General features: G+C 66.2%; 22 protein-coding genes. 2 read left to right on the top strand and 20 right to left on the bottom strand.

Translation table 11 applies throughout. The annotated features are described in order from the left end of the window. Window positions 1–484: hypothetical protein (locus FJZ36_06665; GenBank protein MBM3214580.1), on the top strand; the 484-nt coding region annotated here is incomplete at its 5' end. Between the two features lie 199 nt (window positions 485–683). Continuing rightward, window positions 684–977: a hypothetical protein gene (locus tag FJZ36_06660; GenBank protein ID MBM3214579.1), complete on the top strand. Its 294-nt coding sequence runs from the start codon at window positions 684–686 to the stop codon at window positions 975–977. 177 nt (window positions 978–1,154) lie between these two features. Here FJZ36_06660 and FJZ36_06655 read toward each other — a convergent pair whose 3' ends face one another. The 20 genes from FJZ36_06655 to flgK all read right to left on the bottom strand — a co-directional run bounded on the left by FJZ36_06655 (window position 1,155) and on the right by flgK (window position 18,966). Beyond that, window positions 1,155–1,772 (bottom strand): VWA domain-containing protein, encoded by a 618-nt coding sequence (locus FJZ36_06655; protein ID MBM3214578.1) that lies wholly within the window; start codon window positions 1,770–1,772, stop codon window positions 1,155–1,157. Between the two features lie 167 nt (window positions 1,773–1,939). After that, entirely contained in the window at window positions 1,940–3,142 is a 1,203-nt protein-coding gene (locus FJZ36_06650; GenBank protein ID MBM3214577.1) for a starvation-sensing protein RspA, read from the bottom strand. A 148-nt stretch (window positions 3,143–3,290) separates the two neighbouring features. Continuing rightward, window positions 3,291–4,466, bottom strand: a complete 1,176-nt coding sequence (locus tag FJZ36_06645) for a hypothetical protein (protein MBM3214576.1) — start codon at window positions 4,464–4,466, stop codon at window positions 3,291–3,293. A 155-nt stretch (window positions 4,467–4,621) separates the two neighbouring features. Beyond that, the gene (locus FJZ36_06640; GenBank protein MBM3214575.1) at window positions 4,622–5,920 is read right to left on the bottom strand and encodes a hypothetical protein; all 1,299 of its coding nucleotides are present in this window, start codon (window positions 5,918–5,920) and stop codon (window positions 4,622–4,624) included. Further along, a complete protein-coding gene (gene tsaB / locus FJZ36_06635) occupies window positions 5,917–6,597 on the bottom strand; it encodes a tRNA (adenosine(37)-N6)-threonylcarbamoyltransferase complex dimerization subunit type 1 TsaB (GenBank protein ID MBM3214574.1) in 681 nt (226 codons plus the stop codon). The genes FJZ36_06640 and tsaB overlap by 4 nt, the downstream gene beginning before the upstream one ends. Window positions 6,598–6,610: 13 nt before the next feature. Further along, a complete protein-coding gene (gene tsaE, locus FJZ36_06630) occupies window positions 6,611–7,084 on the bottom strand; it encodes a tRNA (adenosine(37)-N6)-threonylcarbamoyltransferase complex ATPase subunit type 1 TsaE (protein MBM3214573.1) in 474 nt (157 codons plus the stop codon). After that, the gene (gene purE, locus FJZ36_06625) at window positions 7,081–7,605 is read right to left on the bottom strand and encodes a 5-(carboxyamino)imidazole ribonucleotide mutase (GenBank protein ID MBM3214572.1); all 525 of its coding nucleotides are present in this window, start codon (window positions 7,603–7,605) and stop codon (window positions 7,081–7,083) included. The genes tsaE and purE overlap by 4 nt, the downstream gene beginning before the upstream one ends. A 13-nt stretch (window positions 7,606–7,618) precedes the next feature. Continuing rightward, window positions 7,619–8,197 carry a hemerythrin domain-containing protein gene (locus tag FJZ36_06620; protein MBM3214571.1) on the bottom strand — a complete coding sequence of 193 codons (579 nt, stop codon included), beginning with the start codon at window positions 8,195–8,197 and terminating at the stop codon, window positions 7,619–7,621. Window positions 8,198–8,211: 14 nt separating this feature from the next. Next, window positions 8,212–8,490 carry a DUF2442 domain-containing protein gene (locus tag FJZ36_06615; protein ID MBM3214570.1) on the bottom strand — a complete coding sequence of 93 codons (279 nt, stop codon included), beginning with the start codon at window positions 8,488–8,490 and terminating at the stop codon, window positions 8,212–8,214. 87 nt (window positions 8,491–8,577) lie between these two features. After that, a complete protein-coding gene (purD, locus tag FJZ36_06610; protein ID MBM3214569.1) occupies window positions 8,578–9,858 on the bottom strand; it encodes a phosphoribosylamine--glycine ligase in 1,281 nt (426 codons plus the stop codon). Window positions 9,859–10,016: 158 nt separating this feature from the next. After that, window positions 10,017–10,622, bottom strand: coding sequence for a GNAT family N-acetyltransferase (locus FJZ36_06605; protein ID MBM3214568.1), 606 nt, complete (start codon window positions 10,620–10,622; stop codon window positions 10,017–10,019). Beyond that, window positions 10,546–12,114, bottom strand: a complete 1,569-nt coding sequence (gene purH / locus FJZ36_06600) for a bifunctional phosphoribosylaminoimidazolecarboxamide formyltransferase/IMP cyclohydrolase (protein ID MBM3214567.1) — start codon at window positions 12,112–12,114, stop codon at window positions 10,546–10,548. Before purH ends, FJZ36_06605 begins: the two co-directional genes overlap by 77 nt. 51 nt (window positions 12,115–12,165) lie before the next feature. Beyond that, window positions 12,166–13,203 carry a phosphoribosylformylglycinamidine cyclo-ligase gene (locus FJZ36_06595; GenBank protein MBM3214566.1) on the bottom strand — a complete coding sequence of 346 codons (1,038 nt, stop codon included), beginning with the start codon at window positions 13,201–13,203 and terminating at the stop codon, window positions 12,166–12,168. Beyond that, complete coding sequence (locus tag FJZ36_06590; GenBank protein MBM3214565.1) at window positions 13,193–13,516, bottom strand: hypothetical protein; 324 nt, start codon at window positions 13,514–13,516, stop codon at window positions 13,193–13,195. The genes FJZ36_06595 and FJZ36_06590 overlap by 11 nt, the downstream gene beginning before the upstream one ends. A 68-nt stretch (window positions 13,517–13,584) precedes the next feature. After that, entirely contained in the window at window positions 13,585–15,021 is a 1,437-nt protein-coding gene (locus tag FJZ36_06585; protein ID MBM3214564.1) for an amidophosphoribosyltransferase, read from the bottom strand. Continuing rightward, window positions 14,996–15,598, bottom strand: coding sequence for a hypothetical protein (locus FJZ36_06580; GenBank protein MBM3214563.1), 603 nt, complete (start codon window positions 15,596–15,598; stop codon window positions 14,996–14,998). Before FJZ36_06580 ends, FJZ36_06585 begins: the two co-directional genes overlap by 26 nt. Before the next feature lie 437 nt (window positions 15,599–16,035). Next, window positions 16,036–16,263: a type II toxin-antitoxin system MqsA family antitoxin gene (locus FJZ36_06575; GenBank protein ID MBM3214562.1), complete on the bottom strand. Its 228-nt coding sequence runs from the start codon at window positions 16,261–16,263 to the stop codon at window positions 16,036–16,038. Next, window positions 16,260–16,550: a DUF4258 domain-containing protein gene (locus FJZ36_06570; protein ID MBM3214561.1), complete on the bottom strand. Its 291-nt coding sequence runs from the start codon at window positions 16,548–16,550 to the stop codon at window positions 16,260–16,262. The genes FJZ36_06575 and FJZ36_06570 overlap by 4 nt, the downstream gene beginning before the upstream one ends. Before the next feature lie 119 nt (window positions 16,551–16,669). Next, complete coding sequence (gene flgL, locus FJZ36_06565; protein MBM3214560.1) at window positions 16,670–17,590, bottom strand: flagellar hook-associated protein 3; 921 nt, start codon at window positions 17,588–17,590, stop codon at window positions 16,670–16,672. Between the two features lie 20 nt (window positions 17,591–17,610). Next, window positions 17,611–18,966 (bottom strand): flagellar hook-associated protein FlgK, encoded by a 1,356-nt coding sequence (gene flgK / locus FJZ36_06560; GenBank protein ID MBM3214559.1) that lies wholly within the window; start codon window positions 18,964–18,966, stop codon window positions 17,611–17,613. Window positions 18,967–18,980 lie beyond the last annotated feature (14 nt).

Genomic DNA, 18,980 nt, shown 5'->3' with positions numbered 1-18,980 from the left:
GGAGGTCGGGTTCCACGGCATCTGGATCGAAGACTGCTACGCGTCGTCGGACCTCATCTCGCTGCCGCAGTTCCGACGCTATGCCGCTCCCTACGCGGAACGTCTCGTCGCCGAGACGAATCGGCTGGGGATGAAGAGCATCTACTACTTCTGCGGGGAAGTCGCGGATCGGCTCGAAGACCTAGTGCGGATGGAGCCCCACGCGATCGCCCTCGAAGAGAGCAAGAAGGGCTTCGAGATCGACATCGCTCAGGTGGACGCCGTCGTTGGGAACCGATCGTGCCTGTTCGGGAACTACGACGCGATCCGGTTGCTGGAGACCGGTTCCCCCGAAGCCATCGCGGCGGAACACGCCCGGCAGATCGGCGTGGGTCGGCGACACGGGCGGTTCGTCACGTCGCTGGGAAGCCCCGTCACGCCTCGGACACCGGCGGCGAGAACGCGCGAGTGGGTCGAGCTGGCGCGCGCCCTCAGCGATGTCTAGTCGACTGCCCGGCGCTCCGTGGGAACTCTGCCTGCACATCGCGTCGGTCGAGATCGATTCCTCTCCGGTGTGAAAAGCTCGGTCGTACTATGGATTTGGTATTGTGCCTGGGCTCTACCGCGCGTAGGATAATTCGCATCCGCTGTGATACCGGTGTTTCAAGTATCGCAAGTCCAGGTACCTCGACAAGGAGACTGAGATGACCTTCCTGGTCACGCACGTCCACACGCACGCCACCTGCCCAGCCGTTAATAAGGAGGTCGCTGGCACGTTTGGCCGTCTCATGCAGGCTGCGCACCAGAAAGCGTGCGGTGTCGAAGTCGTGGGTTGTTGGATCGATGCGCCGGCGCATACTGCCCACATGGTCCTGAGCGCCCAGAGCGTCGCCGATGTGCAGAAGTTCCTCTGGCCCGTGCTGCGGATCGGCTCGGCGACCACCACACCGGTCGTGACCGCCGCCGAAGCCATGGCGATCGCCGAGTCCGCCGACTGACACTCACCGCCGGTCTGGCGCTGCGCGAGCATCTTCCTCGCCTTCCGCGGGGAGAATGCCTTGGTGGCCACCCACTTGCGGACTCGCGAAGGGGCTTCGCCCACTCCCAGACGTCGGCAATGAGGGGCCACAGACCGGAAGGCGTAGGGCGGGTTTGGAGCCCGCCATGGTGCGCTGCTAGTCGCTGCGCCGACGACGCGGTGGCGCCATTCGCATCGCGCTGACGGCAGCGTTCATGTCAGTTGTCCAGCCCTCGACATATGCCTCACGCGACTGGTACGCGCGCGCATGGTGAACGCCCATCGCGTGCGCCTCGTGGATCGCCTCCATCCCGACGCCGAGGTAGATGAACTCCCATGCCTCGTCGCGTTCCATGCGACCGATCATGTCGGCGATGTCTCCCTTGCTGAACCGGCGGCTCGAGTTCTCCATCCCGTCGGTGAGAATGGCGAAGATGACCGACGGCTTGTCCGCCTCGGGCAGCCCTGCATGCCGCGCGCTCACCGCCTCGATGGTCAGCCCGACGGCGTCCAGCAGCGCGGTCATCCCGTCGGGGACGTAAGTGTCCTCCGTGAACTCGGAGACCTGCGCCACCGGAACGTTCGTCGCCAGCAGCGTGTAGAGGTGGTTGAACAAGGCGATCGTCATGTTCGCCTCTCCGGGGAGCGCCTTCTGCTTCTTGAGGAATCCGTTGAAGCTCCCGATGGCGTCCGATTTGGTCGCCTCCATCGACCCGGAGCGGTCGATGACGCAGACGATCTCGATGCGGTCCTGTGGTGTGGCTTCCTTCGACATGGTGGCTCTCCTATGAGTTGGGAAGGACAGGCGACGCTGGTTCCCGGCTCGCCGCAGTACGCGGTACCGAAGTGACGGCGCATAGGCACAGTGTTGCGATCCGTCAAGTGCAGAGAACCGCACAGACGAGAGCCCTCCCGTGCGGGGCTGGCAGGCTGCGGATGCGGTCACGGACGCGCTGGGCTGCCGTCAGGCAAGCGCGTCTGCGTCCACCACTCGACCTCGTCCTTGCACGGGAACTTGGCGGCGAGCTCTTCGTTCACTTCGATTCCGAGTCCCGGACGGTCGTTAGGGTACATGTAGCCGTTCCGCACTTCGGGTGTGCCGGGGAACACCTCGTAGACGTGCTCCGGGAACCGGCACCACTCCTGAATCCCGAAGTTGGGAGCCCACAGGTCGAGATGCAGATTCGCCGCGTGTCCGACGGGCGACGTGTCGCCGGGCCCGTGCCACGCCGTCCGCACGGCGTAGAAGTTGGCGAACGCCGCGACATGCCGCGCGGGCGTCAGACCGCCCATCTGGCTCACGTGCATGCGAAGGAAGTCGATGAGCCGTCCGGCGATGAGCGGTTGCCATTCGCGCGGGTTGTTGAAGAGCTCGCCCATCGCGATGGGCGTCGCGCACTGCTGGCGGATGCTCTGGAACCATTCGAGGTCTTCGGGAGCCAGCGGGTCTTCGAGAAAGAAGAGCTTGAACCTCTCGACGTCCTTGGCGAACTGGACAGCGTCGCTGGGATGGAGCCGCTCGTGGATGTCGTGGAGCAGCTCGACGTCGTCTCCGACCTCCGTGCGGACGTGCTCGATCATGCCCAGCATACGTCGGCAGTACTCGCGCGGGTCGTAGTAGGCTCCGTCCGGCGCGCCTTCGGGCTTGGGGAGCCGCGTCGCCCTGCCGCCGTACCCGCCCATCTGGACGCGGATGTAGCGGTATCCCTGCTCCATGTACCGACGGACGTTCTCGGCGACCTGCTGCGGCGATCCGCCGTCGGCGTGTCCATAGACGGCGGCTCCCTCGCGGCACTTCCCGCCGAGGAGTTGGTAGACGGGCATTCCCGCTCGCTTGCCCTGGATGTCCCATAGCGCCTGATCCGCGCCGGAGATGGCGTTGCTCAGAACGGGCCCGTTCCGCCAATAGCCGTGAACCATCGCCATCTGCCAGAGCTCTTCGATCCGGGACACGTCCCGCCCGATGAGGAACGGCTTCAGATGGTGCTCGATGGCGGCGACGACGGCGTGGTAGCGCTGTGTGAACGTCGCGCAGCCCAGTCCGTAGAGCCCGGGCTCCGACGTGATGATCTTGACGACGACCAGTCGTGAACCAGCGGGCTGCGTCGTGATCGTCTGCACGTCCTGGATCGTGACCGCTGCCATGTGTTCCGCTCCTACCGCGTCCCTCAGAGGTCTGATTCGTAGACGCTGGGGCGACGGACGCCGCATCGTAGGGGCGACGCGGTGCGTCGCCCGCTCCGCGTCGAGGGCGACTCGGCGAGTCACCCCTACGCTCCGCCACCCAATCCCGCTAAGCCCTCATGAAATGCGAAGCCGGAGAGGGTTCGTAGACGACATCCAGGTCCGGCGTTTCGAGCCGACGGACGCTCTCGGCGCGAGCCGTCAGGCAAGCTTCCAGCGCGCCGGACACCACCAGCGTCCGATCCGCCGGGTACGGCGCGGTTCCCGTGACGATCATCTCCTCGATCTTGGCGCATAGGCCGCTGAAGTGGTTCACGCTGGGAATGGGCGTCAGGAAGAACTGCGTCGAGACGGGTTCCGCCACGCCTCGCAGCCGTGCCGCAAACAGAAAGTCCTTCGTCGCGCCGTTCAGGAGCAGCATCGTCGCGCGGAGCCCGTCGCGGTAGTGGATGACGTACGCGCCGGGCTGTTGGACGAGCGACGGCAGGAGCCCCAGCCCGACCAGGTCTTGCGTCCGACCGTCGATGTTGGCTTCGCCGCCGGGAGTGTCGCTCCGGGAGAGCGCCGATTCCAGGAGCTCGTACGACCAGACGCCCTCTTCGCCGGCTCGCCAGACGGCATCGCCCTCGAAGTACTCGACGGCTTCGACGCCCGTCTCGCCGCCGCGCCGTCGCTCCACCATGCACTGGAGCCCTTCGAGCGCGTGGTAGTCGTAGCTGTCGATACCTCCGTAGCCGACGGCGAGGGCGCTTTCGATCTCGCATCCGAGGGGCAGTTCGAGCTCGGGAAGGCGGAACGCAACGGGGATCGACGAACCGGCGAGCAGCGGGAAATCGAGCCGCCGCGCCTCTTTGACCATCCACGCCGCCTTCTCGAAGCTGTAGGACAGGTGTTTGTCCACGAACACGGGGATGCCCTTCCCGTCTCGCTTGAACACCTCGACGACCTGCCGGTAGAAGTCGTGGCGCGGGTAGAGGATTTGCCCCTTCTCGTTGCGCGGGTAGTTCCCGTGCTCGCCGATGAGCAGCACGCCATCGACGGCGAGGACGCTCGACCCGTTCCGGAGCGCCGCCGGGATCGTCGGATGGATGGTGAATCCGAACTCCTCGGCGCGGTCGCGGCTCTGATCCGTCTCCGGGAACTGATCGACGTACATCGAGACGATGCGGAAGTCCGGCGTATGCCACTTCCCGTCAATCGAGTAGCCGCCCAGGAAGCGGTCGCAGATGACCTGAGCGTGCGACAGGTAGCGGTATTCCGTGACGAGGGCGGCGATCCGGAGCATGGCGGTTCCTCTTGCCGAACGGCTCGCGTCTCGGGCTTCCACAGCGCCGAATCAGCGCCCGGAGCGGTTGGCAGACCGGCTCCCAGGGCGATGAATCGTACGGGTACGCAGCTTCGTACACAACGGCTAAGAAGGGATACGCCCCATGAACCGGCTCATGCGACGTCGAACGAAGGTGGCGAGGGCAGAAGATCGGGCTCATACGCGCCCGTGTACCAGTTCCATGCGGGAACCGGCGCATCGACGGGGTACTCGATGGGATCGTCGCCGATCAGAAGCCGGCGAATCCACAGATAGCCGCCGTCGTCGTGGAACGCCGCCGCCTTCGTCAGGACGTTCGCCGCGTGACGGCGCGTCAGATCGTCGGCGGACGCGAGCGTGCCGCTCGCCTCTTGCGCGAGCGACGGCAGATCGGCGGCATCGATCCGGTCGTAGGCTTCGATCTCCAAGAGAACGCCCAACCATTCGTCGGTTGCCCGCCAGTCGCGGATGCCGTCATGGATGAACGCCGACGATGGGACGTCGAACGCCGCGTCAGCGACCGGCAGATAGTGCTCGAAGGGGCTTCGCCCATGCGTCCGCTGGAAGTGGTCGCCGATCCGCCGGATCGCCAGCGCGGCTGACGTGCGTTCCCAGGAAATGGGTCCACCCTCGGCGACCGGCGTCCAGTCGGCGGCGATCCGCTCTCCGAACCGCAGCAGCAGGTCATCGACGACATCGCGGAACTCCGGCGCGAAGCGCGGGCTCCACTGAACGAGCGTCCAAGCGAGGGCGAGCTTCTCCGCGTCGCGCGGGCCCACCGGCGATGCCGCGCTGACGCCGATGAGCGTCTCGAAGAGTCGCGCCCAGACTTCGTGATCCGTCTGGTAGTGAAAGAGCGCGAAGTCCGCCGCGCGCGCCAAGCGCGTCTCCGGTGTGACGAGTGACAAGATGCGCTCGCGCTCCTGCTCCGACGGAACCCAACGCTGGTTTGCCGACGACGCGCAGAAGTTGAGCCGCCGGAGCGTCAGAACGCCCTCCGCCTCGAAGGTCACGTCGCGAAAGCTCCGATGCAGCCCGATGACCGCTTCGTTCACCTGGGGAAAGTCGGTTCCGCCCAAGAGCAGGACGTTCTTTCCGGTTCCCAGCGGGTTCACGATCGTCCGAATCTCAACGCCGCCACGTCCGGGATAGCGCGCGTCCGTGAAGCACTGATGGCGCGCGTAGAGCTTGAGGATCTCCGGGTTGTTCACGATGGAACCGAGCAGGACGAGGTGATAGTCCCGCCAGTCGGCGTCCGTGAGGACGTCCGGCGTGACCTGCGCGGGCTCCGAGCGCGTGAACTCCCGCACGCGCACGCAGAACCGGTGCGCCAGCTCCGACCACGGGGCTGCCTCCGGCGCAATGACTTTGCAGAACGGCTCCGATGCCGAGGCGAGGGGCGTCTGTGATGGGGTGTGGGACGCGGCGGTCATTGGCTGGCGCGCACGATGGCTTCGGGACGGCGGATGTAGAGCGGGGCGAGATCGTGAGCATCGGCAGGGGTGGCGTCGGCGCGTTCCGCCCCGATCCAGGCGACCGCCGACGCTCGGCTCATTCCGGCTTCCGCGTCGGCGAAAACCGCGCGGTCGCCCAGCGCTTCGCCGATGCGATCCCGATAGGGCGGAACCCCGTCGCCGACGAACAGCACGCGATGCTCGATCTCTGCCAACAGGTCGTCGACGGGCAGGCAGCGGAACTCCCCGATGAAGCGTGCGCTGCCGTCGCCGCACTGGTACCGGGCGGCGTAGACCTCCTGCTTCCGAGCGTCCAGCAGGATGCAAAGCTCGCCGTCGCGATAGCGCCATCGGTGGGCGATCGCGTCGAACGTTGGGACACCCACGGCGGGAACGCCCAGCGCAAACGCGAGCGACTTCGACGTCGTAACCCCAACCCGCAAGCCGGTGAACGAGCCGGGGCCCGTCGCGACGGCGATGAGCTCCGCGTCGGCGATCTCCCATCCGACGAGCTTGAGCGCAGCGTCCAGCGCAGGCATCAGCCGTTCGGAGTGGGTGCGCTCCATGTCGAGCGTAACCTCCGCGACGAGCCGATCACCGTCGCAAAGGGCGACGCTGCCGGTCTTGGCGGACGTGTCGATGCCGATGACCTTCACGACGCGCGGTTCCTCACAGTCGGTTCAGCCAGTCGAAACAGGAGCCGTTCGCCGCGCAGTCGAACTCGCGGGACTCCTCGCCGGTCAGTCGGATGGCGATGCGGAGCGTCGAGTCGGGCAGCAGCGCGTCGATGCGCTCCGCCCACTCGATGACGCAGACGGTGTCGTTCGAGAAGGCTTCCTCGCCGCCGATGTCCTCGAACTCATCCGGCGAGTCGAGCCGGTAGAGGTCGATATGAACGAGGGGCCCCGGCAGATCGCCGCAGCCGGGCGGCGCGGCGTACTGGTGGATCAGAACGAACGTCGGGCTGCTGACCACGTCGGGGTCGATGCCCATGCCACGCGCGATGCCGCGCGTCAGGCAGGTCTTGCCGGCTCCCAGGTCGCCCGTCAGCGCGATGACATCGCCGCCGCGCAAGCGCGTTCCAATGGACGCTCCGAGGCGTTCCGTCTCGTCGGCGGAATGGGTGGCGAGGGTGCGCCTCATGCGGGGTTGTAGTGCTTCCAGCCGGTCTCTTGGAGCCGCCGGTTCTTCTTGGCGACACCTTCCTCCAGCGACTTCTTGTAGGCGACGAGCTTCTCGGCGAGGGCGTCGTCCGACAGCGCGAGGATCTGCGCCGCGAGGATACCCGCGTTCCGCGCCCCGTGGGAACCGATGGCGAGCGTCCCGACGGGGATTCCCGGCGGCATCTGCACGGTCGCATAGAGGGCGTCCACGCCGTTGAGGGGTCCGCCGTCGATGGGAACGCCGAGAACCGGCAGCGTCGTGTGTGCCGCGATGACGCCCGCGAGATGCGCCGCTCTGCCGGCTCCGCAGACGAGCACCTTCAAACCCCGTTCCCGCGCGCTCGTGGCGTATTCCGCCGCGAGGTGCGGCGAGCGATGCGCCGACAGGACGTTCAGTTCATACGCAATACCGAAGTCTTCGAGAACCGAGGCGCACTCGGTCATCGTCTGCAGGTCGGAGTCGCTGCCCATGAGAATCCCGACGAGGGGCGATGCGTCCATGATGGTGTTCCTGTCAACGTGGAGGGGTGTCGCCAAGAGAGGAGGCGAAGCGAACGCCACGTCGCGCCGCCATCTCCTTGCCGATCTCCGTCTGAGCCGCCGCCGGGAGCAGGCGTTCCGCCAGTGGGAATAGTACCTCGTCCTCGACCTGGATGTGGCGTTCGTAGATTTGCCGCAAGCCCGTCAAGAGACGCCGAAGCTGCTCCGCTTCTTCGGACGCGAGTTCCCCCTGCTCGACCCACTGCCATCCCAGCCGCTGGACTTCTGCATGCGCCGAGTCCGCGACGGCGTGGTCGCCCTCCAGGCGATCCATCGTCTCGAAGGCTTCCCGCGCAGGTTCCCCCAATGCGCGGAGGCGGGGGAACACGGAGGTTTCCTCGTCCTGCGTGTGTTTCGGAGCCGCGTCGCGGAAGTAGCGAAGCGACGTGGCGATCGCTTCGCGCTCTTCGGGGTTCAGAGGCTTGCCGCTGAGTTCGTCGGCGGCTCGGACCAGAACGCCGAGGAACCGTTCGACGCGCCGGTGGCACTCAGACATGAGCGCGAGCGGTTCCGTGAAGTCGCTCCCAGCCGGTACGCCGATGAGGAGCGCCATGTCAGATCGCCTCGCTAGTTACCGAGCCGCGCGAGCGCCGGGTGTCCGGAAACCCGCTGGCACATGGCTTCCGCGCAGATGTCGATGTGGCGTCCCCAGACGAGCTGTCCGCGCTTTCCGATGCGTACCTTTCGGAATGCTTCAGGGTCAACCCAGGACTTGAACACGCCGCGCCCGACGAGCTCCGACAGATCCACGACGCCTTCGACCCCGTCAGCGTAGACCAGGTGAAGGCAATACTGGGGGAGTGGTCGGACCTCGATCAGCCGAGGCGTGGAATGGAGTTCGTCCATGGGCGTTCCTTGCGGTGGCAAAGCAGTTGGCTCGCCTCTAGTCTATCCCAAACCCAATGCGGCGGACAGCGACGGGGTAAGGAGCCACTACGCCAGACGCGCGAGCGCCCGATGCCCGATGTCGCGCCGGTAGTGGGCTCCCTGGAACCCGATATCACCGACGGCGGCATAGGCATTCGAGATGGCGCTTCGGATGTCCGGTCCCAGCGCCGTGACGCCGAGGGCGCGCCCGCCGCTCGTCACCGTCTCGCCGCCGCGCAGGGCGGTTCCTGCGTGGAACACGACCGTGTCCTGTCGAGCGTTCGCCGCGTCGAGCCCACGAATCGGGAGCCCGGTCGGGTAGGCGTCCGGGTAGCCGCCGGACGCCATGACGACGCACACGCACGGGTCGGCTCGCCAGAGCATCTTCGCGCGGTCGAGGGTCCCTTTGGTCGCGGCGACCAGCAGCGGAACCAGGTCAGTCTCCAGCCGTGGCAGCAGCGCCTGAGCCTCCGGATCGCCCAGGCGGCAGTTGAACTCGAGCACCTTCGGACCCGACTCGGTGACCATCACACCGACGTAGAGGATACCCCGATAGGGCAGCCCGATCTCCGCCATGCCCCGGAGCGTCGGATGGACGATCCTCGACATGATCTCGTCGGCGAGCGCATCGTCCACGACGGGCGCGGGGGAGTAGGCTCCCATGCCGCCGGTGTTGAGCCCCGTGTCGCCGTCGCCGATCCGCTTGTGGTCTTGGGAGCTCGCCATCGGGAGGGCGGTCGTGCCGTCGCAGACCGCCATGAATGATGCCTCCTCGCCGACGAGATACTCCTCGACGACGACGCGGCTCCCCGCCCCTCCGAAGCGCTTCTCCACCATCGTCAGATCGACGGCATCGAGGGCTTCGGGAACCGTGTCACAGAGGAGCACGCCCTTGCCGGCGGCGAGACCGTCCGCCTTGACGACGATGGGGGCTCCGACGCGCCGGATGTACTCACGCGCCGACTCCGCGTCATCGAACGTGGCGCTCCCCGCCGTCGGGATGCCGCAGCGCGCCATGATGCGCTTAGCGAAATCCTTGCTCCCTTCGAGCTGCGCCGCGTCCTTCGAGGGCCCGAAGATGCGCAGACCGCGCGCCTCGAAGGCGTCCACGATGCCCGCGACCAACGGCGCTTCGGGCCCGACGACGGTCAGGTCGATCTCGCGTTCGAGGGCGAAGCGCACGATCTCGTCGAAGGGCGGATTCACAGGAACCCCGTAGCATTCCGCCTGGGCGGCGATACCGGCGTTCCCCGGCACGGCGTAGAGCTTGGAGACGCGCGGGCTCTGCGCCAGCTTCCAGATGAAGGCGTGTTCTCGTCCGCCGCTTCCGATGACGAGGATGTTCACGATGCTGGCTCCGTGGGGTGGCTCATCGGATCGTGTCCCGCCGCTCCAACGAAAGGAGTCCGCTTCCTTCTCCCCTTGTGGGAAAAAGCTAGGACGAGGGGTTCAGCCGCCCCCTCACCCCGACCCTCTCCCACGCTGGGGAGAGGGAGCTTCCGGGTTCATTCGACGTCGATGAGAAGCTTGCCCATCGTCTTCCACTCCTCGACGTATCCGAGCTTCTTGTAGAAGGCGACGGCGCGCCCGTTGTTCGCGTTGACGTTCAGGGAGACGAAGAGTCCGCCCTGGCTGCGGACGAAGTCCTCCGCCTTGTCCATGAGCATCTTGGCGACGCCGGTTCCCCAATGCTCGCGGGCGACACCCACATCCCAGATGAACCCCTGCGGATGCTGCGAGAAGTCGTCACGCACGCCCCAGGAGACGATCATGTAGCCGACGCGCGTCCCGTCCGCCGTTTCGGCGATGTAGGTCTGCGTCGACTCGACCTGCCTTATCTCCTCGACGCTGCGCCGGATCCAGTCCTCCATCGCCTCGTCCACCTCTTTGCGGGTGAACCCGGCGATGCGTAGGATGGGAGCGTTCAGCATATGGTTGCGCCGACGGAGGGTTCGCATGAACTCGTCGTCGTCGGGCGTCGCGTCGCGCACCGTATAGGATTCGGGCATGATTCCTCGCAGGGCTTCCAGGCGATCAGTGGCGGAAGTGGCGCATGCCGGTGAACACCATCGTCGCTCCGGCGGCATCGGCGACCGCGACGGAATCCGCATCGCGCAGAGAGCCGCCCGGATGGATGAACCCTGTCACGCCGTGCGCAACCCCGATGGCGACGCCGTCCAAGAACGGGAAGAACGCGTCCGACGCGAGTACCGCTCCGCCGGCCTCCTCGCCCGCTTGCGCCAGCGCCAGCCGCACCGAGTTGACGCGGTTCGGCTGACCCGCGCCCATTCCCAGCATCGTCCGGTTCTTGCAGACGACGATCGCGTTCGACTTGACGTGCTTGACGCACTTCCATGCGAACCGGAGATCGGCGGTCTCCGCTTCGGTCGGCTCACGCTTCGTGACGACCTTCCAGCCGACGCGGCTCGGATCGGGGTTGTCGGACTCCTGGACGAGCATCGCGCCGGAGACGCTTCGGTACGTCCAGCGCGGCGGCTTCATCACGGGCAACTTGAGGATGCGCAGATCACGGCTCTTGGAGAGGCGTTCCAGCGCGTCCGGCGTGTAATCGGGAGCCATGATGATGTGGAGCAGGAGCCGGTCGCCGCTGGTCGGGTGCTTGCTTAGGCGGATCGCCTTGGCGAGGTCGTCGTCCACGGGTCGGTTGAACGCGACGATGCCGCCGAAGGCGCTCACGGGATCGCCGAGGAACGCGCGCTTCCACGCGGCGATAAGGTCCTCGTCGCTGGCGAGTCCGCAGGGCGTCGAATGCTTGATGACGGCAGCCGTCGGCTCGTCGAAGTCGCACGCGGCCGACCACGCGCCGTCGGCGTCGAGGAAGTTGCAGTAGGAGAGCTCCATGCCGTGGAGCTGCTCCATCCGCTCCCACGGGCTCTGCCCATCGACGACGTGGTAGAACGCGCCCTTCTGGTGAGGGTTCTCGCCGTATCGGAGGCTCTGCGCGCGCTTGAGATGAACCGCGAGGCGCGGCGGCAGGTCCGACTTCGCCTCGTCGTCCTGCGTGGAGAGGTAGGTCGCGATGGCGGAGTCGTACTCCGCCGTGTGCTCGAAGGCTGCGCGCGCAAGGCTCCGGCGCGTCGCCTCGGAGAGCTTGCCCTTCTCGCTGAGCTCTGCCAGGACGCCGCCGTATTGGCTCGGACTCGTGACGATGCCGACGTCGGCGTGGTTCTTGGCGGCGGAGCGCACCATCGTGGGACCGCCAATGTCGATGTTCTCGATGGCGTCTTCGTAGGTGACGTCGGGCTTGGCGACCGTCTGCCGGAACGGGTAGAGGTTCACGACGACCAGGTCGATCAGCCCGATGCCGTGTTCCTTCGCCTGGCGGATGTGCTCCGGGTTGCCTCGCATCGCCAGGATGCCGCCGTGGACCTTCGGATGGAGCGTTTTGACACGCCCATCCATCATCTCTGGGAAGCCGGTGAAGTCGGACACGTCGCGCACGGGAACCTTCTCGTCCTTGAGAAGACGCGCCGTGCCGCCGGTGGAGAGGATTTCGACGCCGAGCTCCGCCAGACCTCTGGCGAACGCCGCGACGCCTGCCTTGTCGGACACGCTGATGAGGGCTCGCTGAATCTTCGCCACGGTGAGAGTCTCCTGTTTCTCCGGTCGTGTCTTGCCGCGCGGCGAGTCCGGTCAGATGAACTCGACCCCGCGTTCTCCTGCGAGCACCTCCCCGATAACGACGGGCGATTCGCCGCGTCCGCCGAGGAACCGGAGCGCCCGCTCCCGATCCTCATCCGACACGACGACAACCATCCCGACTCCCATGTTGAAGACGTGCAGCATCTCGTCTTCAGCGATGTTCCCGATCTCCATGAGCGCGCCAAAGACCGGAAGAACCGACCACGAACCCCGGCGGATCCGCGCCCTGCAGCCCTCCGGCAGCACGCGCACGACGTTGTCTTGGAGCCCGCCGCCCGTGATGTGGGCGAGACCCTTGATCGACACTTCCCGCCGCAGAGCCAGTACGTCGCGCACGTAGCTCTTGTGCGGCTTCAGGAGCTCTTCGCCGACGCTGATGTCCAGCCCCGGCAGCGGATCGTGAACCGTCAGTCCGCCGACGTCGAACAGCGCCTTCCTCGCCAACGAGTAGCCGTTCGTGTGGAGCCCGACGGACGGAAGTCCCAACAGCACATCGCCGGGGACGATCTCCGCGCCCGTCAGCACGTCGGAACGTTCGACGACGCCGACGATGGTTCCTGCCAGGTCGTATTCGCCGACGGCGTAGAGGTCGGGGAGCTCCGCCGTCTCGCCGCCGATGAGGGCGCATCCGACGTCGCGACAGCCGCGCGCGAGACCGTCGATCAGGTCGCGCACCACGTCCGGGTCGAGCTTGCCGATGCCGATGTAATCGAGGAAGAAGAGGGGTTCCGCCCCCTGGACGAGGATGTCGTTCGCGCAGTGGGCGACGATGTCGTACCCGACAGTCGTGTGGACCCCCAGCGCGAAGGCGATCTTGAGCTTCGTGCCGACGCTGTCCACGCTCGAAACGAGAACCGGCTCTCGATACCGCCCCAGGGCATAGAGCCCGCCGAAGCTCCCCAGGTCGCTGAGGACTTCGGGCCCGTGGGTGCTTCGCGCCAGGCTCTTGATCTGGGAGAACGCGCGTTCCTTGGCGTCGAAATCGACCCCGGCGTCTCGATACGTGAGCAACGGCTGTTCAGGAGTCATGCGGGTCCGTATCCTCGAATCGGCTATAGAACTCCGACCGCTTCCGTTCCAGCTCTTCTCGGGCGCGCCGCGCCGACAGCCGCAGGTAGATCAGCAAGCCGACCAGGGCGCATGCGCCCACCACGACGGCGATGACACCGGTGTCCAGGCGGAACGTGCGGACGAGGATGAGCGTCAGCACGAAGAGCGCCAGTCCACCCACGGCGACGGGACGAAAATGCGGGCTCCCGGTTCCCTTGAGGAGAATCTTCGCGGTTCCACGGGGTAGACGGGCGGAGCCGGGGCTCCCGCCGACGTTGACGGAGATCTTCACGGCTCCACGTGGGGAACGGCGCGGGCTCATGCGTCGTGTGCCGGACCTCTGACGTCTGCGAGGGCGCGCTATCGCTGTCGATCTCGCGTGAAGTCGATGCTGAGTTGCTGGATGTTCTGACCGCTAAACTCTATGGGATAGGAGCCATCGAAGCAAGCCGTGCAGAAGCTGTACGGGTAGCGCACGCACTTGAGCATGCCTTCGATGCTGAGGTAGCCGAGGGAGTCGGCGCGGATGTACTGGCGCACCTCGTCGAGTGTGTGGGTGCTGGCGATCAGCTCCTGGCGCGTCGGCGTGTCGATGCCGTAGAAGCAGGGGTACTTCGTTGGCGGCGCGGCGATGCGGACGTGGACCTCGGTGGCTCCCGCGAGCTTGATCTGCTTCGCCATCTTGCGCAGCGTCGTGCCGCGCATGATTGAGTCGTCGATGAGAACCACCCGCTTGCCGTCGACGACCTCGCGGATGGGGTTCATCTTGATGCCGACCTGGAAGCTCCGATCCTGCTGGTTCGGCTGGATGAACGTCCTGCCCACGTACTGATTCCTCGCCAGCCCGAACTGGAACCGCAGACCCGATTCCTCGGCATAGCCCAGCGCCGCCAGGTTCGCCGAATCCGGCATCGGGACGACGATGTCCGCGTCGGCGGGACACTCCCGCGCGAGCTGCCTTCCGAACCCCATCCGCCGCCCCACGACCGTCTCGCCGAAGATGACGCTGTCCGCCCGCGCGAGATACAGGAACTCGAAGATGCAGTGGGAATGGGGAGCCAGCATCGGCAGATGAATCGACTTGATGCCCTCGTCGGTGACGAGGATCAGCTCGCCGGGTTCCACTTCGCGGACGACCTCCGCCTCCACGGCGTCGAGGGCGCACGTCTCCGACGCCAGAATGGTCGCGTCGCCGATTCTGCCGATCCACAACGGGCGGAACCCGCTCGGATCGCGCACGCCGACGAGCACCCGCTTGCCCAGCGCCAGCAGGGAATAGGCTCCTCGCACCTCCTTGAGGGCGTCCATCAGGCGGTCTTCGAGGTATTCCTGGCGCGAACGGGCGATCAGGTGGGTTAGCACCTCGGTATCCGAGGTCGTCGTGAAGATCATCCCCTGCTCTTCGAGCTCGCGCCGGATGCGGAACGCGTTGACCAGGTTCCCGTTATGAGCGATGGCGAGGGGTCCTCGCTGGTACTGCGCGACGAACGGCTGGGCGTTCTGGAGCGTGCTCGTGCCGGAGGTCGAGTAGCGGTTGTGACCGACCGCCATGGTTCCGTCGAGATGGTCGAGTGCGCCGTTGCTGAACGCGTTGACGACCAAGCCCATGCCGCGATGCTGGAAGAAGGAGTTGCCGTTGGAGGTGACGATGCCGGCGCTTTCCTGCCCTCGATGCTGCAAGGCGTAGAGCCCAAGGTAGGTCAGCTTCGCGGCTTCCGGGTGCCCGAAGACGCCGAACACGCCGCATTCCTCATGCGGCTTGTCGTCGGAGTCATCGCGCGGAGGCTGGTCGATCATGAGCCGCTGGGTCTTCCGTGGGGATGGCAGAGCCGGTCCCGTCCACCGACAACGGGAGGAGCTCGGAACGATGGCGCACGACAACCGCACCGATCGGCGCCGCCAGCATCATGACGAGTTCCGCCGGGAGCCCAACTGCATATACGAGGAAGCGCACCGGAGCCGTTGCAACGAACTGTACGACGGCTGCCAGCAGGATGAGCAGACGCAACGGCAGGAAAGGCTGCTCCGAAGCGACGATCGCCGTCCAGTCCATCTCCGCGACGGTCAGGAGGGCGATCACCGTCGGCGCGCCCAGGAACGCGCCTTTCCAGAGCTGTTTGCGGGCGTAGGAGCCGAGGGTCGGGTCGGAACGTCGAGCGCGACGGAAGATGGGCTCGCCAGCGCCTCCGACGACGCCGAGGATCAGCAGGGCGACTGCCAGTCCGCCCGCGAGGGTCGCTCCCCAGATGCCGATTGCCAGACGGCGCAGGATGAGCTCGCCGATGCCGTAGGCGACGCCCCCGCCGCCGACCGCTCCGGCGAGACCGATCAGGTAGTCCGTTGCCACGGCGCGCAAGGGCATCCGTAGCGCCACGTGAACCCTCCGTGGGGTCGCGCCTCGCCAGGGGTGGTCGGGCGCGGGAACCGATATCGACTACGAAATCATGCTACTAGCGGGGTAGGGCAAAGTCAACGCGCGGGACCGTAGGAGCAGGGAAAGAGCGCGCAGCGTGGGCACGGCGTTACGTCGTCGGGAACCGCCCAGATCGTCGGTTCCGGTAGAGTGTTGTCGGTCGTTCTCACGCGATAGACTCCTGCATGGACGAACTCAGAGGAGCTATCGCCAAATCCACTTCGTTGGCGACAGACTGTAAGTCGGGATTGCGTAGAGGCGTCTGACTACCTCGTCAGCAGATCCGTCAACGACAGCGGGATTGTCTACGATGCCACGCCCAGCGTCGCCTGAAGCGCCGTCTGGCGGAGTTGCATCTCGCTGATCGACTCGGCGAGGTCCGCATCTTCCCGCCCACACTACGCCGCGACGAACTCCCGCACGTCCACCTGCACGCCGGCTTGCGCAGCGTCCTCAGCGACCTGAAGCAGGCGTGCCGTCGTCTCTTCGTCGACGTACTCCTCGCCGCAGTTGGCGCAGACCTGGGCGGGTACACCTCGGAACACGAGCGTCATCGCGTCCCGCGTGAGCATAACCGTGGCGGTACCGGTTTGCGTCTCGCCGTGCCGACAGATGACGCACTTCATGTTTTGGGCTTCCTGTGTCGAAATCCCGGCTCCCACTTGTCCGGGTCGGGCTCGTACACGGTGATAACGATCGATTCCTGCTCGACGGCATTGGTCGCGACGACGACGTGCAACGCGCGGCCGCCCGACCATCCGAGTATCAAGCGGCTCGGGTACGGTCGATCGCTAAGATACTCCTCGATCGTCTCGCCGTTGTCCAGAACGTGGGACACGTCTTCATACGCGATGGCGCGCTGGAACATCCGCCGAATCGCGTGCATCCGAAAGATCAGCCGGTACGCCGACAAGTCATGGCCCTGCCACTGTGCTCACCACGTACGGACGGTACGTGCTCCGTGTGGGAGTCGATGCAGTCCGATCCCTTGCCATGCCTGAAAACGCCTGGAGGGATCGAGCGATTGCGCGCCTACCTCGTCAGCAGATCCATCAACGACAGCGGGATCGTCTGCGATGCCACGCCCAGCGTCGCCTGAAGCGCCGTCTGGCGGAGCTGCATCTCGCTGATCGACTCGGCGAGGTCCGCGTCCTCGATGGTCGATTGCAGGCTCCGAATCTCCGACTCGGTATTCTCCAGCCGGACGCGCGTCTGCTGCACCCGCTCCGTCCGACCGCCGATGACCGTCCGCGCCGACTGCACGCGGCTCTGATCCGCCGTCAGGCTCTGGATGGAATCCCGAATGGCGTTGGCGTCGTTCGCGTTGAGCGCGGTCTTGAGCGTCGCCAGCGTGCGGAAAATGCCGTCCGTCACGACGTTGCTCGCGTCGCGCGTCGAGAAGAGGAACTGCGACGCCGGGATCGTCGTCTCGACGAGCGGCGTGTCCTCGGCGATCCGCCGTTGGGCTCCCGTGTCCGTGCCGTGGTAGGTCACCGTGTCGCCAGACCGCGTAAAGGCGGCGGCGGTCGTGTTCTCCCCGGCGAAGATGGAACGCCCCCGGAACGAGCTGTTGCCCAGCGCGATCAGATCGTCGATGAGCGCGTCGATCTCGAACGCGGCGGCTTTGCGCGCGCCGGGGCTGTTCGCATCGCTGCCCATCTGGATGGCGACCTCCTTCGCCCGCGTGATGCGCAGGTTCACATCGTCGAGGAAGGAGTCGGCGGCGTTCAGGTCGCCGATGGAAAGGTCGATGTTGCTCTTGTACTGCTCGATCTGGGCGAGCTGCGCGCGATGGAGCAGCGCCTGACGCGCCGCCACCGGATCGTCCGACGGTCGAAGCAGTCGCCGACCCGTCGTGACCTCCTCCTGGGTGCGCTGGACGTCGCTGCCCCGCGACTGGATCGCGTCGCGCATCTGGAGGGCTCGCGATTGGAGCGTTACTCGTAGCTGCATCGGTCATTCCCTCTCTACGCTCAGACGCGCTCGATGATCGTCCGCATCAGATCGTCCACGACCTGGATGTACCGCGCCGCCGCCTGGAACGCGCGCTGGTACGTGATCATGTCGGTCGCCTCTTCGTCGAGCGAGACGCCGGAAACCGACTCGCGCCGCTGACGCATCTGTTCCACGAGCAGGTTCGACGTGTCGCGCCGTTCCCCCGCCTCCTGAACCCGCGCGCCGACCGCCGACACCAGCTCCTGGTAGAACCCGATGACCGACTGATCCGCCAAATCCGTCTGCCGCGCGTTCCGAAGCCCTGCCACGGACAGCGCGATCTCGTTGGCTCCCGCCCGTCCCGATGCGGTCGCCCTCACGTCGGACGGCGATGTCGGCAGAATCTCGACGAAGAGAGCCGCCCGCGCGCTCTGCTCCGTCGTCAACGTGCGGAAGAAGTTCGGATGGAGCGCGTTCACCTGCGAGATGAGCGTACGCGCCGTGCTGTGGAGATCGTTCAGGATCGCCGGGAGCGCCTCGTTCTGGACGGTCATCAAGCCGTGGAGCTCGCCGCCCATCGGCGTCAGGTCGAACCGGCTCCCGTCGAGGACCGCCTGCACGGTGAACCGCCCGTTCTGACCCGTGACCAACTGGACGGAACCCGCCTCGTGACCCTCGACCAGCGCCAAGCCGTTCGCCTGAACCGTCCGCATCCCGTTGACGCCCTCGGTGACCCGCACGGCGACCAGGTCCGCCAGCTCGCGGATGATCTCGTCCTGACGGTCGCGCAGCTCGAGATGATCCCCGCCGACGGTGAACTCCTGGGATATCTGCTCGTTGAGCGCGCGGATCTGCCCCAGCTTGAGGTTCACGCTCTTGATGAGGTCGGCAGCGTCGGTGAGGTTCTGCTGCTGAAGCGATTCGAGATGGCGGGTCAGCGACCCGAAGGTGGCGCTCAGCGTGCGCGCGCGTTCGATGACGACGTTCTTGGGCGGAGCGCTCTCCGGCGAGGTCGCCAGGGACTCCCACGCGTCGTAGAACCGGCTGAGTTGCGCGTTGAGCGCGGAATCGGAGGGTTCGCCCAATGCGGTCTCCACCTGGGAGAGCAGTTGGGCGCTCTTGTCCAGCGAGGCGAATCGCTGGCGCTCTTGTAGGAAAAGGCGCTCGACGAGCTCGTCGCGAACCTGCTGCACCCGCGTACGGTCTTCGCCGAGGAGCACTTCCGTGCGCGGGTCGCTCACCTGGGTGACGGCGCGCTGCCTCGTGTACCCAGGCGTGTTGACGTTGGAGATGTTCCTCCCGGTGATCTGGAGCGCCGCCTGCTGTGCATTGACGGCTCGCCGCCCCGTGTTCAGACTGTTCAACAGTCCGAGGCTGTTCAGTAACGTGCTCATCGAAGCGCCTTTCG

The sequence above is a fragment of the Candidatus Poribacteria bacterium genome (assembly GCA_016866785.1).
Taxonomy (GTDB): domain Bacteria; phylum Poribacteria; class WGA-4E.
Note: the sequence above shows the minus strand (reverse complement) of the source record. Positions and strands in the feature narration are given on the sequence as shown.